This window comes from Marinobacterium iners DSM 11526, assembly GCF_900107855.1.
In the GTDB taxonomy this organism is placed as follows: Bacteria; Pseudomonadota; Gammaproteobacteria; order Pseudomonadales; family Balneatricaceae; genus Marinobacterium; species Marinobacterium iners.
In genome coordinates this window covers 190,621-210,646 of sequence record NZ_FNRJ01000002.1, presented here as the reverse complement: position 1 = coordinate 210,646, position 20,026 = coordinate 190,621, and the positions used below count along the sequence as shown (strand labels likewise).

At 55.9% G+C, this 20,026-nt stretch carries 22 protein-coding genes; 9 read left to right on the top strand and 13 right to left on the bottom strand.

Annotated features, from left to right (window positions below):
- Nucleotides 1–36: 36 nt before the first annotated feature.
- The 12 genes from BLV48_RS03960 to BLV48_RS03905 form a co-directional block, all read right to left on the bottom strand.
- Entirely contained in the window at nt 37–483 is a 447-nt protein-coding gene (locus tag BLV48_RS03960) for a phage virion morphogenesis protein (protein ID WP_217632942.1), read from the bottom strand.
- Entirely contained in the window at nt 476–934 is a 459-nt protein-coding gene (locus tag BLV48_RS03955) for a phage tail protein (protein ID WP_091823437.1), read from the bottom strand. Before BLV48_RS03955 ends, BLV48_RS03960 begins: the two co-directional genes overlap by 8 nt.
- Nucleotides 918–1,352 (bottom strand): hypothetical protein, encoded by a 435-nt coding sequence (locus BLV48_RS03950; RefSeq protein ID WP_091823433.1) that lies wholly within the window; start codon nt 1,350–1,352, stop codon nt 918–920. Before BLV48_RS03950 ends, BLV48_RS03955 begins: the two co-directional genes overlap by 17 nt.
- Entirely contained in the window at nt 1,339–1,623 is a 285-nt protein-coding gene (locus tag BLV48_RS03945; RefSeq protein ID WP_091823430.1) for a hypothetical protein, read from the bottom strand. Before BLV48_RS03945 ends, BLV48_RS03950 begins: the two co-directional genes overlap by 14 nt.
- Nucleotides 1,620–2,444, bottom strand: a complete 825-nt coding sequence (locus BLV48_RS03940; RefSeq protein WP_217632941.1) for an N-acetylmuramidase domain-containing protein — start codon at nt 2,442–2,444, stop codon at nt 1,620–1,622. The genes BLV48_RS03945 and BLV48_RS03940 overlap by 4 nt, the downstream gene beginning before the upstream one ends.
- Nucleotides 2,435–2,725 carry a phage holin family protein gene (locus tag BLV48_RS19110; protein ID WP_091823423.1) on the bottom strand — a complete coding sequence of 97 codons (291 nt, stop codon included), beginning with the start codon at nt 2,723–2,725 and terminating at the stop codon, nt 2,435–2,437. The genes BLV48_RS03940 and BLV48_RS19110 overlap by 10 nt, the downstream gene beginning before the upstream one ends.
- Nucleotides 2,722–3,075 (bottom strand): putative holin, encoded by a 354-nt coding sequence (locus tag BLV48_RS03930; protein WP_091823420.1) that lies wholly within the window; start codon nt 3,073–3,075, stop codon nt 2,722–2,724. The genes BLV48_RS19110 and BLV48_RS03930 overlap by 4 nt, the downstream gene beginning before the upstream one ends.
- A gap of 10 nt (nt 3,076–3,085) precedes the next feature.
- Complete coding sequence (locus tag BLV48_RS03925; RefSeq protein WP_091823417.1) at nt 3,086–3,298, bottom strand: tail protein X; 213 nt, start codon at nt 3,296–3,298, stop codon at nt 3,086–3,088.
- On the bottom strand, nt 3,298–3,768 hold the full coding sequence (locus BLV48_RS03920) for a head completion/stabilization protein (protein WP_091823414.1): 471 nt from the start codon (nt 3,766–3,768) through the stop codon (nt 3,298–3,300). Before BLV48_RS03920 ends, BLV48_RS03925 begins: the two co-directional genes overlap by 1 nt.
- Before the next feature lie 104 nt (nt 3,769–3,872).
- A complete protein-coding gene (gpM, locus tag BLV48_RS03915; RefSeq protein WP_091823411.1) occupies nt 3,873–4,544 on the bottom strand; it encodes a phage terminase small subunit in 672 nt (223 codons plus the stop codon).
- A gap of 34 nt (nt 4,545–4,578) precedes the next feature.
- On the bottom strand, nt 4,579–5,601 hold the full coding sequence (locus BLV48_RS03910; protein ID WP_091823408.1) for a phage major capsid protein, P2 family: 1,023 nt from the start codon (nt 5,599–5,601) through the stop codon (nt 4,579–4,581).
- A gap of 45 nt (nt 5,602–5,646) precedes the next feature.
- Nucleotides 5,647–6,471, bottom strand: coding sequence for a GPO family capsid scaffolding protein (locus BLV48_RS03905; protein WP_091823826.1), 825 nt, complete (start codon nt 6,469–6,471; stop codon nt 5,647–5,649).
- A 156-nt stretch (nt 6,472–6,627) separates the two neighbouring features.
- Here BLV48_RS03905 and BLV48_RS03900 point away from each other — a divergent pair, with 156 nt between their 5' ends.
- The 4 genes from BLV48_RS03900 to BLV48_RS03885 all read left to right on the top strand — a co-directional run bounded on the left by BLV48_RS03900 (nt 6,628) and on the right by BLV48_RS03885 (nt 11,516).
- Nucleotides 6,628–8,412, top strand: coding sequence for a terminase ATPase subunit family protein (locus BLV48_RS03900; RefSeq protein ID WP_091823405.1), 1,785 nt, complete (start codon nt 6,628–6,630; stop codon nt 8,410–8,412).
- Nucleotides 8,409–9,431 carry a phage portal protein gene (locus BLV48_RS03895; RefSeq protein WP_091823401.1) on the top strand — a complete coding sequence of 341 codons (1,023 nt, stop codon included), beginning with the start codon at nt 8,409–8,411 and terminating at the stop codon, nt 9,429–9,431. Before BLV48_RS03900 ends, BLV48_RS03895 begins: the two co-directional genes overlap by 4 nt.
- 138 nt (nt 9,432–9,569) lie before the next feature.
- On the top strand, nt 9,570–9,821 hold the full coding sequence (locus BLV48_RS03890) for a hypothetical protein (protein ID WP_091823398.1): 252 nt from the start codon (nt 9,570–9,572) through the stop codon (nt 9,819–9,821).
- Between the two features lie 957 nt (nt 9,822–10,778).
- Nucleotides 10,779–11,516 carry an HD domain-containing protein gene (locus BLV48_RS03885; protein ID WP_091823395.1) on the top strand — a complete coding sequence of 246 codons (738 nt, stop codon included), beginning with the start codon at nt 10,779–10,781 and terminating at the stop codon, nt 11,514–11,516.
- Between the two features lie 412 nt (nt 11,517–11,928).
- Here BLV48_RS03885 and gltA read toward each other — a convergent pair whose 3' ends face one another.
- The gene (gene gltA, locus BLV48_RS03875) at nt 11,929–13,206 is read right to left on the bottom strand and encodes a citrate synthase (protein ID WP_091823387.1); all 1,278 of its coding nucleotides are present in this window, start codon (nt 13,204–13,206) and stop codon (nt 11,929–11,931) included.
- Between the two features lie 439 nt (nt 13,207–13,645).
- On the opposite strand from gltA, the gene sdhC reads away from it, so the two are divergent.
- The 5 genes from sdhC to BLV48_RS03850 all read left to right on the top strand — a co-directional run bounded on the left by sdhC (nt 13,646) and on the right by BLV48_RS03850 (nt 19,999).
- A complete protein-coding gene (gene sdhC / locus BLV48_RS03870) occupies nt 13,646–14,023 on the top strand; it encodes a succinate dehydrogenase, cytochrome b556 subunit (RefSeq protein WP_091823384.1) in 378 nt (125 codons plus the stop codon).
- A complete protein-coding gene (sdhD, locus tag BLV48_RS03865; protein ID WP_091823381.1) occupies nt 14,017–14,364 on the top strand; it encodes a succinate dehydrogenase, hydrophobic membrane anchor protein in 348 nt (115 codons plus the stop codon). The genes sdhC and sdhD overlap by 7 nt, the downstream gene beginning before the upstream one ends.
- Before the next feature lie 3 nt (nt 14,365–14,367).
- Complete coding sequence (gene sdhA, locus BLV48_RS03860) at nt 14,368–16,143, top strand: succinate dehydrogenase flavoprotein subunit (protein ID WP_091823378.1); 1,776 nt, start codon at nt 14,368–14,370, stop codon at nt 16,141–16,143.
- A 12-nt stretch (nt 16,144–16,155) separates the two neighbouring features.
- Nucleotides 16,156–16,860 (top strand): succinate dehydrogenase iron-sulfur subunit, encoded by a 705-nt coding sequence (locus BLV48_RS03855; RefSeq protein ID WP_091823375.1) that lies wholly within the window; start codon nt 16,156–16,158, stop codon nt 16,858–16,860.
- A 307-nt stretch (nt 16,861–17,167) separates the two neighbouring features.
- Nucleotides 17,168–19,999 carry a 2-oxoglutarate dehydrogenase E1 component gene (locus BLV48_RS03850; protein ID WP_091823371.1) on the top strand — a complete coding sequence of 944 codons (2,832 nt, stop codon included), beginning with the start codon at nt 17,168–17,170 and terminating at the stop codon, nt 19,997–19,999.
- Nucleotides 20,000–20,026 lie beyond the last annotated feature (27 nt).

The window sequence follows — 20,026 nt, the reverse complement described above, 5'->3', positions numbered from 1 at the left end:
TGATGGTTTGTGGAATGCACAGTGTAAAGCGAAACCTTACCCAGCGGCCAGATGCTCAATCAGCAGATCCTGCACCAGGTCGATATCGGTTTCGGTCCATCCGACCAGTTCGCGCTGTTCGTACTTCACATCGGGGCCGCTTGGGGCCACGCGATCGCGCAGGCCGTAATGATGCACACGAGCAAGTATCGCGATATCGCCGAAGAACCCCGTGCTGACGCTGTTGGCGTTGTACTTGGCTTTCAGGTACTTGGTGGTGCGCAGCTTGGTGAACATCGCTTTTCGCCGTACCCGGCCGGTTTTGGCTTGCCCGCGTCTGGGGGCATAGGCGCTGCCATCGGGGTTGCGCTGTTCGGCGATGCGCTGGCGTTGCGATCGGCGCAGTTCGATGGAGATGGTACGGGCAAGGCGCTTGCGTTCCTTTGGCCCCAACTTTTCCAGCAGTGGGGTTGCCCATGTTTCCAGCCGCTGCAGGTCACTCATCAGGCGTCAGCTTTTCGTTATCGTGCCAGAGCGTTTTGAATAGCACCGGCTCGGGCAGGTTCCATTCCGGTACCGGCTCGGGCAGGTGCTCGGTGGTGTAGTTGCCTTCGGCGGTGCGGTTCACCAGTACCCGCTCGGTGAGGGGCAGAGTGATGCTGAGGTCGATCTTTCGGTGGTCGATGATGTCGGCCTCAAACTGGATCGCATCATCTTCCATTTCGGGCTGGGCGTGTTTGACCCATGCCAGCAGCGGTACCAGCACGGTATCGGTATGGTCGGCCAGATCGCTGATGATCAGGTTCAGGGTGTACTGGTATTCAAAGTGCAGGCTGGCTTGCAGCCGTGCCTGCAGGTTGCCGCGGTCGATGAAGATCTGCAGCTTCTCGGGATTGCGCTTGAGGTCACGCACGCTGGCGATCAGGTATTCACGCAGTTCAAGTGGCTTGCGCATAGACCTCTCCGGATGGGGCGATGTAGATGGTTTGGTCGTCATGGCCCCGGGTCATGTAGTCCTCGCCGTACAGCTGTACAGCACGGTACCAGCCGCGGCGGCGCAGGTACCACATGCCGTCTTTTTTCAGCCAGCGCAAAAATTCACGGTTGCTCTCGTCAAACCATTTTATGTCGAGCAGGCCCTGCTTCATGAGCTGGTACAGGGCATCGTGTATGGCGCTGCCGCGCATGCTGTTGGGGGTGTCGACGGTGGGGCCGGATGGGCCGTCCCATGCGTAGCCCGCTTCGAGCGTCAGGGTGCCGTCTGGCTGCAGGGTGATCCAGTCGGTTTTCAGGGTGCGATCCGGTTTGATACGCGTCTGGAAGGTCTCGCTCTCTGGCAGGTCGTATTTCCAGTTGCGCTTACGGTATTTCATCGGTCTGATCCTCTTCCAGCAGGTCCAGTAGATCGGTGCACAGGCCATCGGCCGGGTAGCCCGGCACGGCCACGCGAATCATCCGCAGCAGGATGGCACGGGCCACCGGGTCGGACTCTGCACAGTGGCGGGTTTGCAGGGTGACTACGTGCACGGTGCCATCCACGGCTGTGGCTGACAGGTCGCCCAGCTGGTAGCCGTCTTGGAAGCGCGGGGCTGAGCAGCCGACTAAGACACATGTGATAAGTAGTGCAACAAGGATACGTTTCATGCGGCAACCTCCTGATTTGAGTAACGGGCATAGGCGTCAGCCAGCCGGGTGTCGTACTTGTTTTTCTTGTAGCCGGGGCCGTTGTAGCGGCGGGCAAAGGCGGTCCAGTCGCGGGCCTGCAGGGTTTTCCACAGCTCTCCATCTGTCTGAATAAACGAGATGAATGTCCACAATTGGCAACGCTCATTAGTGCGCTGTTGAGCAACGAAGTCGTCTACGCTGTCGAAGCCCAGCCGCTCCCAGTGGAAGCCCATGATCTGAAAAAGCCCCCAACTACAGGATTCCAGCGCGCTCGTTGCGTGGATCTGGCTGGCGTTGCTAAGGCGGAAATGCTCAGCGCTGAGGCCTCGGTAGCCGCCGGGGGTTTTGTTGATCAGGCCGGGGTAGCGGGTGCATAGGGCGGCCACGTCCGCACGGCTGAAGCCGTTGGCCAACAGACGGCGGCGCATGATGTGGCGTTCGTACAGGATGGCGACACGGCCACCGGGCAAGAAGCCATTGCCACGGCTCTCGATCGCTTTCACCGCATATACGGCCGCAGGATCAACGTCCAGCAGGTCGGCGGCCTCGGCGATATCGTCATCCCCCAGGAAGTGATCAGCACTGCGACCGAGCAGGGCCTCGTAGGTCTTTTCACCGACCACGCCATCAACGATGAGGCGATGGGCATGCTGGAAAGCACGCACGGCGCGGTCGGTTTCGTTGCCGAAAACGCCATCGACAGCGATCAGATAGCCGTGGGTGCGCAGGTGGGTTTGGATCAGCCGAACGGACGGACCTTGATCACCGCGTTGCCAAAACTGCGTGTTGTTCAGTTCCACTGGTGCCCCCTTGCGAGTCGGATCAGTTGAGCGATATTGCCGCGTGCATACCAAGTGGCGGCTGTTAGCAGGCAGAGCATCAGGATGCCGATCGGGTGGATCTGAGTGCTGCTGATTTTGCCGGTGACGATGCACAGGGCGACCGAGCCGGTCACGACAATCACCAGCCAGGCCAGCAGTGATACATGCCGTTTAAAGCGGGCCGCGCCACGGCGGTAGAACAGCAGCCGCAGGCAGGTGCCGGCGGCGCTGACGAATACGATCAGGTCGAGCAGATTCATTTTCTCCACCACTCAATGATCAGTTGAATGAGGTTGCCGTCTTCCAGTTGCCGGATCATCGGCAAGGTCGCAGAGATGCAGAACACTGAACCCAAGAAGCTGGCAACTCCGGTCTGTTCGATGAATGTCAGACTTGTGATCTCTGGTGCTGCGATGTACCCCATTACCAGACTGATCATCAGGTAGACACCCCGCACCCAATGGCGCAGCTCTTTGGCTGACATGACGAACAGGGTGGCCCCCGCGAACGCGCCGATCAGGGCGTTGCCATCAATGCCAGGGAAGATGGCGGCCAGGCCGACACCGGTGGTGGCAACTGCAATGGCGGTGGTAGTGCTGGGCTCTGCCATGGGGCTCTCCTTAATCCCAGAGTTGGAGCGTTTTGGTGACCGGCGTGCTGTCTGCCAGGGCGGGTAACGTGATCAGGTGGCCGTGGGGCAATACGGGGCCTAACTCGCACAGGCCGGGGTTGACGGCGTAGACCTGCTCGGTGACGCGACCTGTGCGGCCGTAGTGTCGCCAGCAGATCAGGTCGACGGTGTCGCCTTGCTGAGCCCGCACCTGAGTGGCCATCAGATCAGATCCACTGTGGTGCGCTGCCGGCCGCTGATCTGGCGGATGGCCAGAATGGCCTGACGGCGGTACTGGTCGATGGTCGGGTCGAGGTTGTCAGCACGGTCGCCACCCTGCAGGGTGCTGTCGTAGTCGCGGTAGCGCTCGGTCAGCTCAGCCTTGGCGAAGTTGTAGACGGCGCGGCGGTACAGGGTTAGGTTGATGCTGTCGCCGTCGATCTCTTCTGCCGGTACCGCTGCCAGATCCGCATGGCCGGCCTGCTCCTGGGTAAACCGCCAAGCAGCCAAATCCGCATTGGTATCGATGATGCCGTTGATCAGCGCTTCGCGCAGTCGCTCGGGTGTGATCTCGGAGCCGATGCGCATCACCGCGCGGCAGTCGGTCAGCGAGACATGCGGCCAGAAGGCGCTGTTGGCGATATCGGGCTCTTCGATGCTGGGTGAGTTGGCGACGAATCCGGGTCCAGCCATGGCTTATCTCACTTTGAATAGGTGGGCGGTGGAGGTGTGCTTCAGTTGGTCAATGAGGAAAACCACATCAGCACACCTGCCGCCCGACGCGTTGGGACGCTCGGTTAAGCCTGCTCTGAATCAGAGCCGGGCTTGTTCTGTTGCAGCTGCTTTTCCAGCTGCTTGATCTTGGTTTTAACGCCGCTGCGGTCGTCGTAGTCGAAGGCGACTTTCAGGTGGTGCAGCGCTTCAGCCGGGTCGGAGGTTTCCAGCACAATGCCGATCGCTTTGTGCAGCTTCGCCTTCACCTGATCGGGCATGTCGTGGCTAGCCGTCAGCACGCCCACCTTGCGCAGCGCGTCCTCAGGAACAGCATCGTTGTTGACCAGCACTGCCTCGGCGAACTGTTCAGCCAGCAGGCAGGGCAGCGAGCGGCTGAACGCATCGGCCATGCTCAGGTTGTGACGCATGGCGTATTCGGCCAGCAGCAGCGCGACGTCGTATTCGCCGGCATCAATGCACCAGAGCATGAGGGTGGTCAGCACATCGTCTTGAACGCCGGCATCGGACTCCAGCACGCCTTTGATGTACGGCTCGTACTCGGGCAGCATTTCCCGCTTGAGCTCGGCGCGAGCCTTCATCGACTCGATGCCCTTCAAGCGGCGTTTGTCCTCGTAAAGCTTGGCCAGCATCAGCTCGTACTGGCTGGCATCTGGGCGTACCTGTGAGTCAGCGGCGGCAGCGGCTTCTTGCGCCGCTTTCACACGCATCAGGTGACGTTTTGCGGGTGAGATCATGTCAGCACCTTTTGATCAGTGGCTGGGCTGCTCCTTAAGGAGCAGCCGGAGCCTCGGTGACGATGTTTTCGATCAGGCAGCCCACACCGTAGTCTTCGATCACGTAGGCATCGTTGGATGACTCGTAGTTCTCGATACGGTCACGCTTGGGGTTGTCCATGAGGTGGCGACGGCGCGCACCTTCCTGGAAGTAGATCGACAGGTTATCCAGTCGGGTGATCAACATGGCGCCCGCCGGTACGAACGGTGCGCGTACAGCCGGCAGACCGCCGACACGCTTCTGGCTGATGATCAGGTCAGCCGCGAGAGTTTCGGTCGGGGCGTGGTTCTTGTTCACCAGTGGGAAGTACTTGTCGGCCAGCAGGTCGCGGCCCATGATCGCTACCAGCTCGGTGTCTTCGCGGTACCAGGGCTCGATCAGGTTGTTCACGGCGTCATATACCAGCGCGTCGATGTTGGCGTAATCACCGCCCTCATAGGCCCTTACCTCGCCAGAGGCATCCACCACTTCAGCCAGTACACGCTCAGCCGCTTCGCTGCGGTACTTCTGCAGCCAGCCGATGTTCACGTCCTGCAGCATCGGGTTGGTGGCGATATCAGAATCAGCTGAGTAGCTGACGCCGTTAAACCCGATGGTGATGCGGTCCAGTGCCTGACGGCGCAGGATGGCGTCACGGATGCGGGTCTGGAAGTCCGCGAACTTGGCCCACAGGTCCAGCTTGGCATAGGTGATATGGGTGTCGCTGTTGTTCTTGCGGCACAGGTAGCCGCGCTCATCCAGGTTGGTCGGATCTTTAGTCTGGCGATCCTTGGTGGTGGTGTCGGTGTTGCTGGCAATGGGACTGCCGATGCCAAGGCCCAGTTTGTCACCCTGCATCTCGGGCACACCGATGATGTTGATCTTGCTCAGGAAGTCGGAGCTTTCCTGCATTTTGGTTTCCAGCGTCTGCTGGATAGAGGGCTGCACGTTGAACTTCGCGCTCGGGTCAGCGACACCGTTCAGGGTGCCGATCTGAGCCATGTAGGCGTTGAACTTCAAGCGGGTTTCGTTACGCATGGTCTGTCTCCAGTGATTCGAGTGTGTCCGTTCGGCGGTACCGGCTTAGCAGTCGGTGACCTGCTCTCCTTTGCCGCCAGAGGCAGCCGGGCGTTGGGTGAAGTTCGGGGTGTTGTCGAGTTTCTGTTTCAGCTCGGTCAGGTCGTCCCGGGCTGCTTTCAAATCGGTTTGCAGCTGCTGGAGTGCAGAGCTGTCGCCACCGTCGCTCAGTTTGCTGAACTGGTCTTTCAGGCTGGCCAGTTCGCCGGCGATCGCCTCGATCGCTTCAGAAAACTCACCGTCTTTCTGGGTGCGCTGGCCTTCGTTGCGGCTCAGCATCTCTTTCACGCGGGTCAGTAGGGAGGTGTTGTCTTCGAACTCCAGCTCGACTTCACGGGCGGCGCTGAACACGTTCTCGGGCTTCTGCTTGCGAGCATTCAGCGGATTCTTTTCAGCCTGAGTAGCTGCAAATTCCAGCATTTCAGTGCCCAGCGAGGCAGGGGAGTCGGTCACGGCCAGGCCGACCAGGTACGCCTCGCCCTTGTCGGCAAAGTTGTGGTCGATTTCCATGCTGGTGTAGACCTTCTTGCGTTTTTTGTTCAGCGCGATCAGGTCATCGTTCGGCGTGATCTGGGCATACAGGGCCACCTTGTCTTCACCATCGATCTTGATGGTTTCGGTCTTCAGGGCGGTTACATCACCGAAGGCGCCGAAGCTGCTGTCCGGCGCCATGCCGCGCACATGCTCGCAGTTGACGCGGGCACCGTACTTTTCGGGGTTGTAGTTCGCGGCCATCTGGGTCAGCCAGGCGGCCTCGATTTTGCGGCCGTCCGTGGTGTCACCTTCAACACCTACGCGAAACCATTTGCTTTTCAGCGCCTTCTTGGCCATCGGTCTGTCCTCGTCTGATTTCAGCTGCTGCTGTTCGTTATCGATGAGGACAGGGTGGGCATATGCGCGCGGGGCTTCAATCGACGCCACTTGTATAGCGCGGCTATACACGGAACAAGAGGGGGATGGAGGCGGTTAGATCGCTACTCTGGCGGCATGAATGCACTGACTGACGTGACAGAGTTGGACCCGCGACGCCTTGCCAGGCTGCTGTACTGGCAGGGGTTTCGCGTTGCCCGTATTGCGGAGCAGCTGGGCGAGAAGGCCGCCACGGTTCACAGCTGGAAAAAACGCGACGCATGGGATGAGACTAAACCCATCGAGCGGGTCGAGTTTGCCGTAGAGGCTAGACTGATCCAGCTTGTAATGAAAGACCCCAAGGAAGGCCGCGACTTCAAGGAAATAGACTTGCTCGGTCGGCAGATCGAGCGTATGGCACGGGTGCGCCGGTATCAGGAGCCCGGCGGTCACGAGGGCGACCTGAACCCGAAGGTGGCCAACCGCAACAAGGGCGAGCGCAAAAAGCCGACGAAAAACGAGGTCACGGATGAGATCGCCGAGCTGCTCCGTGCCGCCTTCTTTGATGAGCTGTTTGACTACCAGAAACACTGGTACCGGGCCGGTGAAAAATACCGTATCCGGAACATCCTCAAGAGCCGCCAGATCGGAGCCACATACTACTTCGCCCGGGAAGCGCTGCTCGATGCGGTCGAGACCGGCCGCAACCAGATCTTCCTGTCGGCATCCAAGGCCCAGGCCCATGTGTTCAAGGAGTATATCCAGGCATACGCACGGGATGTGGCCGACTGGGAGCTGACCGGCGACCCGATTGTGCTGTCGAACGGTGCCACGCTGTACTTCCTCGGTACCAACGCTCGAACGGCCCAGTCATACCACGGCAACCTGTACTTCGATGAGTACTTCTGGACCTACCAGTTCCAGACGCTTCGTAAAGTCGCCTCCGGCATGGCAATGCACAAAAAGTGGCGGCAGACCTACTTCAGCACGCCATCCAGCCTGAGCCACGACGCATACCCGTACTGGTCCGGCGAGCTGTTCAACAAACGCAGGAAAAAAGCCGAGCGCGTCGATATCGATATCAGCCACGCAGCACTAAAAAACGGTCTGTATTGCCCGGACGGTCAGTGGCGTCACATCGTTACGGTGGAAGATGCGGTTGCCCAGGGCTGCGACCTGTTCGATCTGGATCAGCTGCGCCTGGAGTACAGCGAGCCGGAATACGAAAACCTGCTGATGTGCCAGTTTGTCGACGACAACAAGAGTCTGTTCGGCCTGATGATGATGCAGCGCTGCATGGTCGACAGCTGGGAAGTGTGGAGCGACTTCAAGCCGTTCGCACCCAAGCCGGTGGGCAACCAACCGGTCTGGATCGGCTACGACCCCAACGGCGAAACAGAAACTGGCGACAACGCAGGCCTGGCGGTGATCCTCCCGCCCGAGAAACCCGGCGGCAAATACCGCGTGATCGAGCGGCGCCAGTTCAGAGGGCTGGACTACGAGGACCAGGCAGAGCAGATCCGTCAGATGACGCTGAAGTACAACGTCACCCACGTTGGTATCGACACCACGGGCATTGGCTCATCCGTTTACCAGCTGGTCCGCAAGTTCTTCCCGGCAGCAGTGCAGTACCAATACAACCCCGAGGTGAAAGGCCAGCTGGTGATGAAAGCCTATCAGCTGATCAGCAAAGGCCGGCTGGAATTCGATGCCGGTTGGGTCGATATCGCGCAGGCCTTCATGGCGATCCGGAAGACCACCACGGCCAGCGGCCGTCATATCACGTTCATGGCCGGCCGCAATGGCACCACCGGCCATGCCGACCTTGCCTGGGCTGTGATGCACGCCCTGGCGAAAGCCCCACTTGAAACCGATGGCCCAACAACGGGTGTCGGCAGCAGCAGGATGGAGATGTTCGAATGAGCGAGACAGCAGAGAAACAGCCAGGCATTGAGGCATTCAGTTTCGGTGAGCCTATACCAGTACTCGATAAACGCGAGATTATGGATTACATCGAGTGCCTGCGGATGCAGAAGTGGTATGAGACGCCGCTGTCATTTGATGGGCTGGCCAAGTCATTCAGAGCGGCAACACACCAGTCGTCCCCGATCTACTTCAAGGCCAATATCCTGACCAGTTCGTTCAAGCCCCACCGGTTGCTCAGCCGTCAGGCCTTCAGGCGCTGGGCACTGGATTACATCATCTTTGGCAACGGTTATCTGGAGAACCAAACCAGCATCGGCGGCCGCTCGATGAAGTTGGAGCCCGCACTGGCAAAATATACGCGGCGCGGCATCGATCTCGACACCTACTGGTTCGTGCGCGGCTGGGGAAAGGAGCACGAATTCCGCAAGGGGAGCGTCTTCCACCTGATGGAACCTGATATCAACCAGGAGATCTACGGCCTGCCGGAATACCTGGCTGCACTCAACAGCGCCTGGCTGAACGAGTCGGCGACCCTGTTCCGCCGCAAGTACTACCTGAACGGCAGTCACGCCGGGTTCATCCTCTACATGACCGACACAGCCCAGAACGAAGATGACGTGGATAACCTGCGGCAGGCACTGAAAGACAGCAAGGGCCCCGGCAATTTCCGTAACCTGTTCATGTACTCACCCAACGGCAAGAAGGACGGCCTGCAGGTGATCCCGATCAGCGAGGTCGCCGCCAAGGACGACATCTTCAACATCAAGAATGTCACCCGCGATGACATGCTGGCCGCGCACCGCGTGCCGCCGGTACTGATGGGTATCATGCCCAGCAACGTGGGTGGATTCGGTGATGTGGAGAAGGCTGCTTTGGTATTCGCTCGCAACGAACTGGTACCGCTGCAAAGCCGCTTTCTGGAAGTGAACGAATGGCTGGGTGAAGAGGTGGTGAGGTTCGACCCCTACGTGATAGAAGAAGTGGCCGAGAAAGGAGGAGTTTCGCCCGTTAAATAAAAAGAGCTTCGCAAGAATTATAGCACATAACTCACTGATATAGATGGAAAAGCCAGCGGATAGCTGGCTTTTTTATTGCCAAGCTAATGGGTTTGCCTATGCTTACGGATCAAACCAAAACATGACAGGAGGTCATCAATGACCGATATCTACCAGCTCGAGGCAAGCAAGTTAAAAGTCCTTAAACTGCAGCTCAAGCATGGACTCCAGTTTAACTACACCTGTTACGACGATGGCGATGGTGTATGGAAGATAGAAGATGGTGTCTGCAAAGCACGAGAGGTAAGAATGTGCAGGCATCCAAACTCACCCTATCAGCCGGAATGGAGAGAGGTGGCAAAGGAAGAGCATCTGGTCTCGCACGTGGTTGTAGACTGGCCAGCCCTGTAACCTGATAAATACGCGTCAGTGCCATAATGGCGACACGATCTATAAAGCCGGCAGCCCGCCGGTTTTTTTGTGCCTGGTTACCCACAGCTACCTGACAAATGCGCTCGTCCCCCTCCACGCCTGCGGTGCTTCTTGAGCGTGTAATTATGCGATGCATGACAGGGCTTCAGGACAGGCCCGGTGCGGGCTTTTCGGAGGTTGGGGCAGGTGGTTGAATCATGCGGATTTATGCGGCCTCAGAGGGGGTTACAGCGCTTTGAGACGGCACCGGCTGTAGGCATTGTTCCAGCTTTGATGCCGGAGAAAGGTAACAAAAGTGATCAAGCTGAAAAGCTGCGCTAACTGATTGTTATGTATGGTTTTGTTTGTAACCTTCAAAAGGTGATGAAAGGTGACATAAAAGGTAACGCCTTTATAAGCTACTGATATTAATAGATTTTATTTTTTATCTATATCACCTATATAAAAGGTAACACGTCACTTTTTCATCACCGTTTCATCACCTTTTGCCGAACCAGAAAACGGCAATGCATTCAGCCAGTTATAACCGAATTGGCAACCTTGTTACCTTTGTTACCTTTTTCCGTAGCGATCCTGAGAAATTCACCAAACGCGCGCGCATGTAAGACGCGTAGGAAGCTGGGCTTTAAGGTTCATGCTTGCGTCTGAAGATCTTGTCGGTCGTGGAGATATACAGTGCATTAGGGAGAGATAACTGTTTGATTCACAATGGGCCATTCATGACGTCAGCAGAGGTGTGCTATAGAGGGTTAAGCCTTTTAAATCATTAGGTTGCGGGGGTAATTCCAGCTTTTTGACATGGTGGGGGTCGGCGGTTCGAGTCCGCCTAGTCCTACCAGATTTATAAAAAAGCCACTACGGGTCATGCCGAGTGGCTTTTTTTGTTACACTGCACCTGAATGTGGCTTGTACAAACTCTAGGGAAAAGGAGGGGGTATGTCGAACAGGGAAGATGATCAAGCGTTTGAAAGCTTGAGCGATCTGTTAGGTGTGGAGGATGATCTGGATGCAGTTCGTCCAGATCTATTCGAAACAGTTGCAGTTGATGCGGTCGACAGCTCACAGGCCAGGCCTAGTGTGGGTTTTGATGTTGAAGCTTTTGACCGCTCCCGCGCATTGGTGTTGTTGGGTAAAAGCACTGGTGGAATCTGTTTGCAGCAAGTGCGTGAATTTGCCATGGAGGCGCATGCAGGGCAGTGGCTTCGACATACTTCAGAGCCATACTGGAAGCATCTTTCTGAAGTTGCGGGGCTTGTGGCGACCTGCAACAACTCAGGCTCAAGGATGGTAGCGTTGGCCTGGTTGCATGATGTGGTTGAGGGTACAACTGTTACGCTGCGAGAGGTCGAGCGTACGTTTGGCGCTTCAATTGCTGACGGAGTGCGATGTCTGACTGGCTCAGCCAATAGTTCAATTTCGAGTGAAGAGCGTAGTCGGCGTGACCGGCAGCGGTTGGCGGCTGGTGATGCAGATGTGCATAGTGTCAAGTTGGCCGAAATTGCATGCCGTCTTTCATCCCTGTGTCGTCTTAATTCGGAAGTTGAGCTTGCGGGTTATCTTGAGGAAAAGCGCCTTGAAGTTGGCGTGCTGACCCAGGGTGATGATGGTTTGAAAAGACTGGTGCGCACGCTCTGGTCTGAAGCAAAGCGAATGGCTGGGTCGAGTAAGGTATAGTGCGTGTGCGTGAATTGTGGCTGGATGCCTTAGTGCGGCAGTTGCTTGTAGCTGCCGCCTGAAGTGCAAAGCTGAAAATTCAATGTTGCGTCAGTGGCTGGGCGCGTACTCAGTACCTCTCTGTGGTCCTGCTCGCTTAGCAGGTATGCATCACATAAATCGCATTTGATCAGTTCACTATCACTGATTTTGCTGATGCTGAGATGGTGTCGTGAAAGGACTCCGCTGCTCAATAGAGTGCGGCAGTGTTGGCATATCTGTTCCATGGTTGGATCCCTCCTGAGTACAAGCGTCCTGCTGATACCACTTTAGCTTATCCAAAGGTCATGAGCAGTAGGAATTTTTCCTAATTTAAATGTTTGTTTGGACCAAAAAAAACCCTGCATAGGCAGGGCTTTTTGGTTAATTGCAATCAGGCAGGATAATCACGCTGCTTTGCACCAGTATAGAGCTGGCGCGGGCGACCAATTTTGTTCGGGCTGGAATGGAATTCGTTCCAGTGCGAGATCCAGCCGATGGTGCGGGAGAGGGCAAAGATTACGGTGAACATGTTGGTCGGAATGCCTATCGCTTTCAGGATGATGCCGGAATAGAAGTCCACGTTCGGGTACAACTTGCGCTCAACGAAGTATTCATCTTCGAGTGCGATCTGTTCCAGTCTCTTGGCGATCTGCAGCTGAGGGTCGTTTTCGATACCCAGCAGAGCCAGAACTTCATCGCAGGTCTTCTTCATTACCTTGGCGCGAGGGTCGAAGTTGCGGTATACGCGATGGCCAAAGCCCATCAGGCGGAATGGATCGTTCGGATCCTTGGCCTTTTCGATGAACTCTGGGATGTTGGCCTCATCGCCAATCTCATCCAGCATGGTCAATACTGCTTCGTTTGCGCCGCCGTGAGCTGGTCCCCACAGGGCGGCAATGCCGGCTGCGATGCAGGCAAACGGGTTCGCACCGGAAGAGCCTGCCAGGCGAACGGTAGAAGTGGAAGCGTTCTGCTCATGGTCGGCATGCAGGATGAATATGCGATCCATGGCGCGAGCCAGTACAGGATTGACTTCATAATCAGCGCAGGGGGTGCCGAACATCATGCGCAGGAAGTTGGCGCCATAGCTGAGTTCGTTTTGCGGATACATGAACGGCTGGCCGATGGAATACTTGTAGCACATGGCTGCAAGCGTCGGCATCTTGGCGATCAGGCGATACGCGCAGACTTCGCGGTGGTGGGGGTTATTGATATCGAGCGAGTCGTGATAGAACGCTGACAGTGCACCAACAACACCGCACATGATGGCCATTGGGTGCGCGTCACGGCGGAACCCCTTGAAGAACTGGCTGAGCTGTTCGTGCACCATGGTGTGGTTAGAAATGGTGTTAACGAACTTCTCTTTCTCTTCTGCCGTGGGCAGTTCACCGTTGAGCAGCAGGTAGCAGACTTCAAGGTAGTCGGACTTTTCAGCCAGCTGTTCGATCGGGTAGCCGCGGTGCAGCAGCACGCCTTGGCCACCATCGATATAGGTGATCTTGGATTCGCAGGCCGCAGTGGACACGAAGCCGGGGTCGTAGGTGAACAGGCCTTTGCCGGTCAGTGGGCGTACATCTATGACGTCGGGACCTTCAGTGCCGGAATAGACCGGCAGTTCGATCGCTTCGTCCAGACCATCGACTGTCAAACGTGCTTTCTTGTCAGCCATCAGAGGCTCCTATCATTCTGTTTTGTATTGCTGCGGCTTGCTACTGAGCCGCTTCATAGGAAATGGCCCGAAAAAGGACCCACCCACTATAGAGTTTGAAACAGGATTGTCAATTAAGCCTTGGGGGTGAAATGTTGCATCGCAACAGAAAGAATTTTCCTAGCAATTCAGCTGCTTTGGGGAAATAAATAATTAGTTGTATGTCGACCTGAAAATAATTATACGAGCCAGTCAGCAGGTCTGGATCTTCACACTAGACTTAAGCCTTAGGTAGCGCTGGGCGCGTTGTATTCCAAGGGTGATCTGTCTATACTCTCGCACCTGAGTTGGCACCGTGCCCACTGGTTAAGTGTCAGTTCTGGCATCTCGAGGTACTACTCTCTGAGCACTTCCTAGCAACCTTGTCCTGCAACTGGACAGAAAAGTGTGAACTAGAGCCGTGAACAAGAAAAGACCTGTAAATTTAGATCTGCGAACCATAAAAATGCCACTCCCGGCGATCACTTCAATACTGCATCGCGTATCAGGTGTGGCGCTGTTCTTTGGCGCCATCTTTATGCTTTATGTATTAAGTATGTCGCTGGAATCTCAGGCCGGTTTTGACCGCGCTGCTGAGATGCTCCAGGAGTCATTCCTGGCAAAACTCATTGCATGGGGGCTGGTGTCAGCGCTGCTGTACCACTTCTTTGCAGGCATCAAGCACCTGATCATGGATCTTGGCCACTGTGAAGAACTGGATAGCGGTCGTTTGGCAGCCAAGGTCACTTTGGTGATAGCGGGCATCGCTATCCTGCTTGCGGGAGTCTGGATATGGTAACAAGTATCACAAGCTTTGGTCGTAGCGGCCTGTATGACTGGATGATGCAGCGCGTCACCGCAATTGTACTGCTGGCTTACACCATTTTTATGATCGGCTATCTGCTGATGAATCCGGAACTGGATTACAACCAGTGGAAAGAACTGTTCAGCGGTACGGTCATGCGTATCTTTACCCTGCTGGCAGTCCTGTCCATGGTGGCGCACGCCTGGATCGGTATGTGGTCTGTTTCTACTGACTACATCAAGGCGACCGGTGCTCGCTTCGTGTTCCAGTCCGCATGCGGCCTGCTGGCGTTTATTTACGTCGTGTGGGGCATCCAGATTCTGTGGGGTATCTAAAACATGTCTAAACTGCGTACGCTTACTTTCGACGCGATCGTCGTCGGTGGTGGTGGTGCTGGCATGCGCGCTGCGCTGCAGTTGGCACAGTCAGGCCTGAATACGGCCTGTGTCACCAAAGTATTCCCGACCCGTTCTCACACTGTGTCTGCTCAGGGTGGTATTACCTGTGCGATTGCCAGTGCTGATCCGAACGATGACTGGCGCTGGCATATGTATGACACCGTCAAGGGGTCAGACTATATCGGTGACCAGGACGCAATTGAGTACATGTGCTCCGTAGGTCCTCAGGCTGTATTCGAGTTGGATCACATGGGGCTGCCGTTCTCGCGTACCGAAATTGGCCGCATCTATCAGCGTCCGTTCGGTGGTCAGTCCAAGGGGCCGGATAACCCCACGCAGGCAGCTCGTACCTGTGCAGCGGCAGACCGTACCGGTCATGCGCTTCTGCATACACTGTACCAGGCCAATATGAAGGCCGGTACGACTTTCCTGAATGAATGGTATGCCGTTGATTTGGTCAAGAATGCCGATGGTGATGTGGTTGGCTGTATTGCCATTTGCATCGAAACCGGTGAGACCGTTTATATCAAGTCCAAGGCAACTGTGCTGGCAACTGGTGGTGCGGGTCGTATCTATGCATCCACCACCAATGCACTGATCAATACCGGTGATGGTATTGGTATGGCGATGCGTGCTGGTGTTCCTGTTCAGGATATGGAAATGTGGCAGTTCCACCCGACCGGTATTGCCGGTGCTGGTGTCCTCGTAACCGAGGGTTGTCGAGGTGAGGGTGGCTATCTGGTGAACAAGGATGGCGAGCGCTTCATGGAGCGTTATGCTCCGAACGCCAAAGATCTTGCAGGTCGTGATGTTGTTGCGCGCTCCATGATTCTCGAGATTCTCGAAGGACGTGGTTGTGGCGAAAATGGCGATCATGTTTATCTTAAGCTGGATCACCTGGGTGAAGAGGTGTTGCATTCACGCCTGCCGGGCATCTGCGAGCTGTCCAAGACCTTTGCTGCCGCAGATCCGGTGAAAGAGCCGATCCCGGTTGTGCCGACCTGCCATTACATGATGGGTGGTATTGCGACCAATATTGGTGGTCAGGCAATCTCTCCGGATGCTCAGACCGGTGAAGACAGGATCATCAATGGTTTGTTCGCCTGTGGTGAAGCTGCTTGTGTATCTGTGCATGGCGCCAATCGCCTGGGTGGTAACTCTCTGCTTGACCTTGTGGTATTCGGTCGTGCGGCGGGTATGCAGATCGAGCAGCAAATGCGTGAAGGCTACTCTGTGGCTGAAGCGACTGAGTCTGATATTGAAGCGGCGATGTCTCGTCTGAATCGTCTCAATAACAGCACAGGTGGCGAAAAGGTTGCGGATGTGCGCAAGGATCTGCAGAGCACCATGCAGCTGTACTTTGGTGTGTTCCGTGATGGCACCAGCATGCAGAAAGGTCTCGGCCTCCTGAAGGAGATCCGTGAGCGTGTTGCCAACGTACATCTTGAAGACAAGAGTCAGGCGTTCAATACCTCGCGTATTGAAGCTCTGGAGCTTGAGAACCTGATGGAAGTTGCTGAAGCAACCGCGATTGCGGCTGAGGAGCGCAAGGAGTCCCGTGGTGCGCACGCCCGTAACGACTTCACCGAGCGTGATGACGAAAACTGGTTGTGCCACTCCGTCTTCTTCCCGCAGAACAAGTCCGTTGGCAAGCGCGCAGTCAACTTCGCGCCCAAGACAATGGATCCGTTCCCGCCGAAAGTACGAACCTATTAAGAGGCTGGTGCGATGCTGGTAAGTGTATATCGTTACAACCCTGAAGTGGACGATGCTCCCTACATGCAGGATGTCCATATTGATATCCCGGGTGGCAAGGACATCATGGTGCTGGATCTGCTCCAGCTGCTGAAAGAAAAGGACACGACTCTTGCTTATCGTCGTTCCTGCCGTGAGGGCGTGTGTGGCTCGGATGGCATGAACATGAATGGCAAGAACGGTCTGGCGTGCATCACGCCGCTGTCTGAAGTGGTCAAGGATGACAAGCTGGTACTGCGCCCGCTGCCGGGTCTGCCGGTGATTCGTGACCTGGTCATCGATATGACTCAGTTCTACAAGCAGTACGAGAAGATCAAGCCGTTCCTGATCAATGACACGCCGCCGCCGGCGATCGAGCGTTTGCAGTCACCGGAAGAGCGTGCTGAGCTGGATGGTCTGTACGAGTGTATTCTCTGTGCATGCTGCTCCACTGCCTGTCCTTCCTTCTGGTGGAATCCGGACAAGTTTGTGGGTCCGTCCGGCTTGCTGCAGGCCTACCGCTTCCTGGCCGACAGTCGTGATACCGCGACCAATGAGCGTCTGTCAGAGCTTGATGATCCGTTCAGCGTATTTCGTTGTCATGGCATCATGAACTGTGTCAGCGTGTGTCCGAAGGGTCTCAACCCGACCAAGGCGATTGGTAAAATTCGCAACATGCTGATTCAGCAAGCAACCTGATCTTTCTCAGGTATAAAAAACGGCATCTTTGATGCCGTTTTTTTTGGTTCTCAGGCAGGAGGGTTCGGGCGTCATAGCCAAAAGGCCTATGTCGTCCATGTGGTATAATTTTATAGAATCCTCGCCTGCTAGCGGTGTTAAGGCCGCAATAAAAAGCGTAGAATTATCGACCGCGGCCGCACGCGATCCGTCGTTGCTGCGGGACGATACAAAAACGGTAATCAGCAGAGGGTTAACGGGCTGTTGGGTCAGGAAATAGTGCAGCCTGATCGCTACAGTGCCCTCTCAGAGCCAGGGTGAGATGATAATGCAAGATGGCATAATGGAGCAGATGTGGAAGAATGCCCATCTCTATGGGGGCAACCTTTCATATGTCGAACAACTATACGAAACGTACCTGATGGACCCGAATGCCGTTCCACAAGAATGGCGTGAAGAGTTCGATCGACTCCCTAAGGTTGGTGATAACATCACGCAGGATGTGCCTCACTCCACCATCCGGGAACACTTCCTTCTCCTCTCCAAGAATCAAAAGCGCGCCATGCCGGTTTCCGGCAGCAGTGTCAGCTCTGAGCATGAAAAGAAACAGGTTCGCGTTCTGCGGATGATCAATGCCTATCGCGTGCGTGGACACCAGCACGCTGATATTGATCCACTGAACCTGATGCAGCGTGAGCAGGTGCCTGACCTTGATCCGCGCTTTCATGAGCTTTCAGAAGCTGACTTCGATACCCGCTTTCAGCTGGGTTCACTGTTTTTTGGTCCCGAAGAGAGCACGCTGAAAGAAATCCTGGCTGATCTCAAGAAAACTTACTGCACTACCGTCGGCGTTGAGTATATGCACATCGTCGATACACAGGAAAAGCGCTGGATTCAGTCACGCATGGAACCTGTGCGCAGCCATCCTGTACTGACCAATGATGAGCGTAAGCACATTCTGGAGCGCCTGGTCGCGGCTGAGGGCCTCGAGAAGTATCTCGGCTCACGCTATGCCGGTGCCAAGCGCTTTGGACTTGAAGGTGGCGAGAGCCTGATTCCGTGCCTTGATGAGCTGGTTCAGCGTGCCGGTCGTGACGGTGCCAAGGAGCTGGTGATCGGCATGGCACACCGAGGTCGTCTCAACGTGCTGGTCAATCTGTTTGGCAAGAATCCGCAGGATCTGTTCGGCGAGTTCGAAGGCAAGCGCGTAATCGAAACCTCTGGTGACGTGAAATACCATCAGGGCTTTTCATCCAATGTGATGACACCGGGCGGAGAAGTTCACATCGCCATGGCGTTCAACCCATCTCACCTTGAGATCGTGTCTCCGGTGGTTGAGGGCTCCGTGCGTGCGCGTCAGGACCGTCGTAATGATCCGGTTGGCAATACCGTGATCCCGGTCGCCATCCATGGTGACGCCGCTTTCGCTGGTCAGGGTGTGGTGATGGAGACATTCCAGATGTCTCAGACTCGTGCCTACAAAACCGGCGGCACCGTCCATATCGTGATCAACAACCAGGTGGGCTTCACCACTTCCAAGAAGGAAGATGCGCGTTCCACTGAGTATTGTACAGATGTGGCCAAAATGGTGCAGTCTCCAATTTTCCATGTGAACGGAGATGATCCCGAAGCCGTCCGCTTTGTGACTCAGCTGGCACTGGACTATCGTAACGAATTCAACAAGGATGTGGTTATCGACCTGGTGTGCTATCGCCGTCGCGGCCATAACGAAGCGGATGAGCCTTCAGGTACTCAGCCGCTGATGTACAGTAAAATCAAGTCCCAGAAGACAACCCGAGAGCTGTATGGTGCTCGCCTTGTCGAAGAGGGTGTTATCTCGGCTGAAGAATCCAAGGCGCTGGATCAGGACTACCGCAAGGCACTGGAAAACGGTGAGCATGTGGCCAAGTCTCTGGTGCTGCAGCCTAACTCTGAGCTGTTCGTTGACTGGCGCCCCTACCTGGGCCATCAGTGGTCTTTCGAATGTGACACGCGGGTGGATGCCAAGCTGTTGAAAGAGCTGGCCAATAAAACCTGTGAGTTCCCGGAAGGGGTGGCGGTTCAGCGTCAGGTACAGAAGATTTACGAAGACCGCAAGAAAATGGCCGCCGGCGCCATGGAGATCAACTGGGGCTTCGCAGAGACCATGGCCTATGCAACACTGCTGGCTGAGGGCTATCCAATTCGCCTTACCGGTCAGGATGTGGGGCGTGGAACCTTCTCTCACCGCCATGCGGTGATCCATAACCAGAAGGATGCTTCCACTTATACTCCACTGCAGAATCTTGCAGATGGGCAGCCAGCCTTTGATATCTATGACTCCTTCCTCTCTGAGGAAGCGGTACTGGGCTTCGAATATGGTTACTCAACCACTACGCCGAATGCATTGGTAATCTGGGAAGCTCAGTTTGGTGACTTTGCCAACGGAGCGCAGGTCGTTATCGATCAGTTCATTACCTCCGGTGAGCACAAGTGGGGCCGTCTGTGCGGTCTGACCATGCTGTTGCCTCACGGCTTTGAAGGTCAGGGCCCCGAGCATTCATCCGCACGCCTTGAGCGTTTCCTGCAGATGTGTGCCGAACACAATATTCAGGTGTGTGTGCCATCCACACCGGCTCAGATTTTCCACCTGCTGCGCCGTCAGGTCGTGCGTCCGCTGCGCAAGCCGCTGGTTGTGATGTCTCCGAAGTCTCTGCTGCGTCACAAGCAGGCGATTTGTTCGCTTGAGGATCTTTCCGAAGGCACGTTCCAGCCGGTGATTCCGGAAGTGGATCAGCTGGATCCGAAGAAAGTAAAACGCGTGGTCATGTGCAGTGGCAAGGTTTACTACGACCTGTACAACCGTCGCGCCGAACTGGAAAAGGACGATGTCGCCATCGTTCGCATCGAGCAGCTCTACCCGTTCCCGGAACAGGGCCTGAAAGATGCCATTGCTGATTACACCAATCTGGAATCGGTGGTTTGGTGTCAGGAAGAGCCGATGAACCAGGGCGCCTGGTACTGCAGTCAGCATCATATGCGCAATGTGATGCAGCAGCATGATCCCAAGCTGCATCTGGTGGGTGTGGGTCGTCCCCATGCCGCAGCACCGGCAGTAGGCTATATTTCGGTTCACCTTGAGCAGCAAGAGCAGCTGGTCAACGAAGCAATCAACGGTTAATGACAGGTTCGCATACAAGACCTGAGC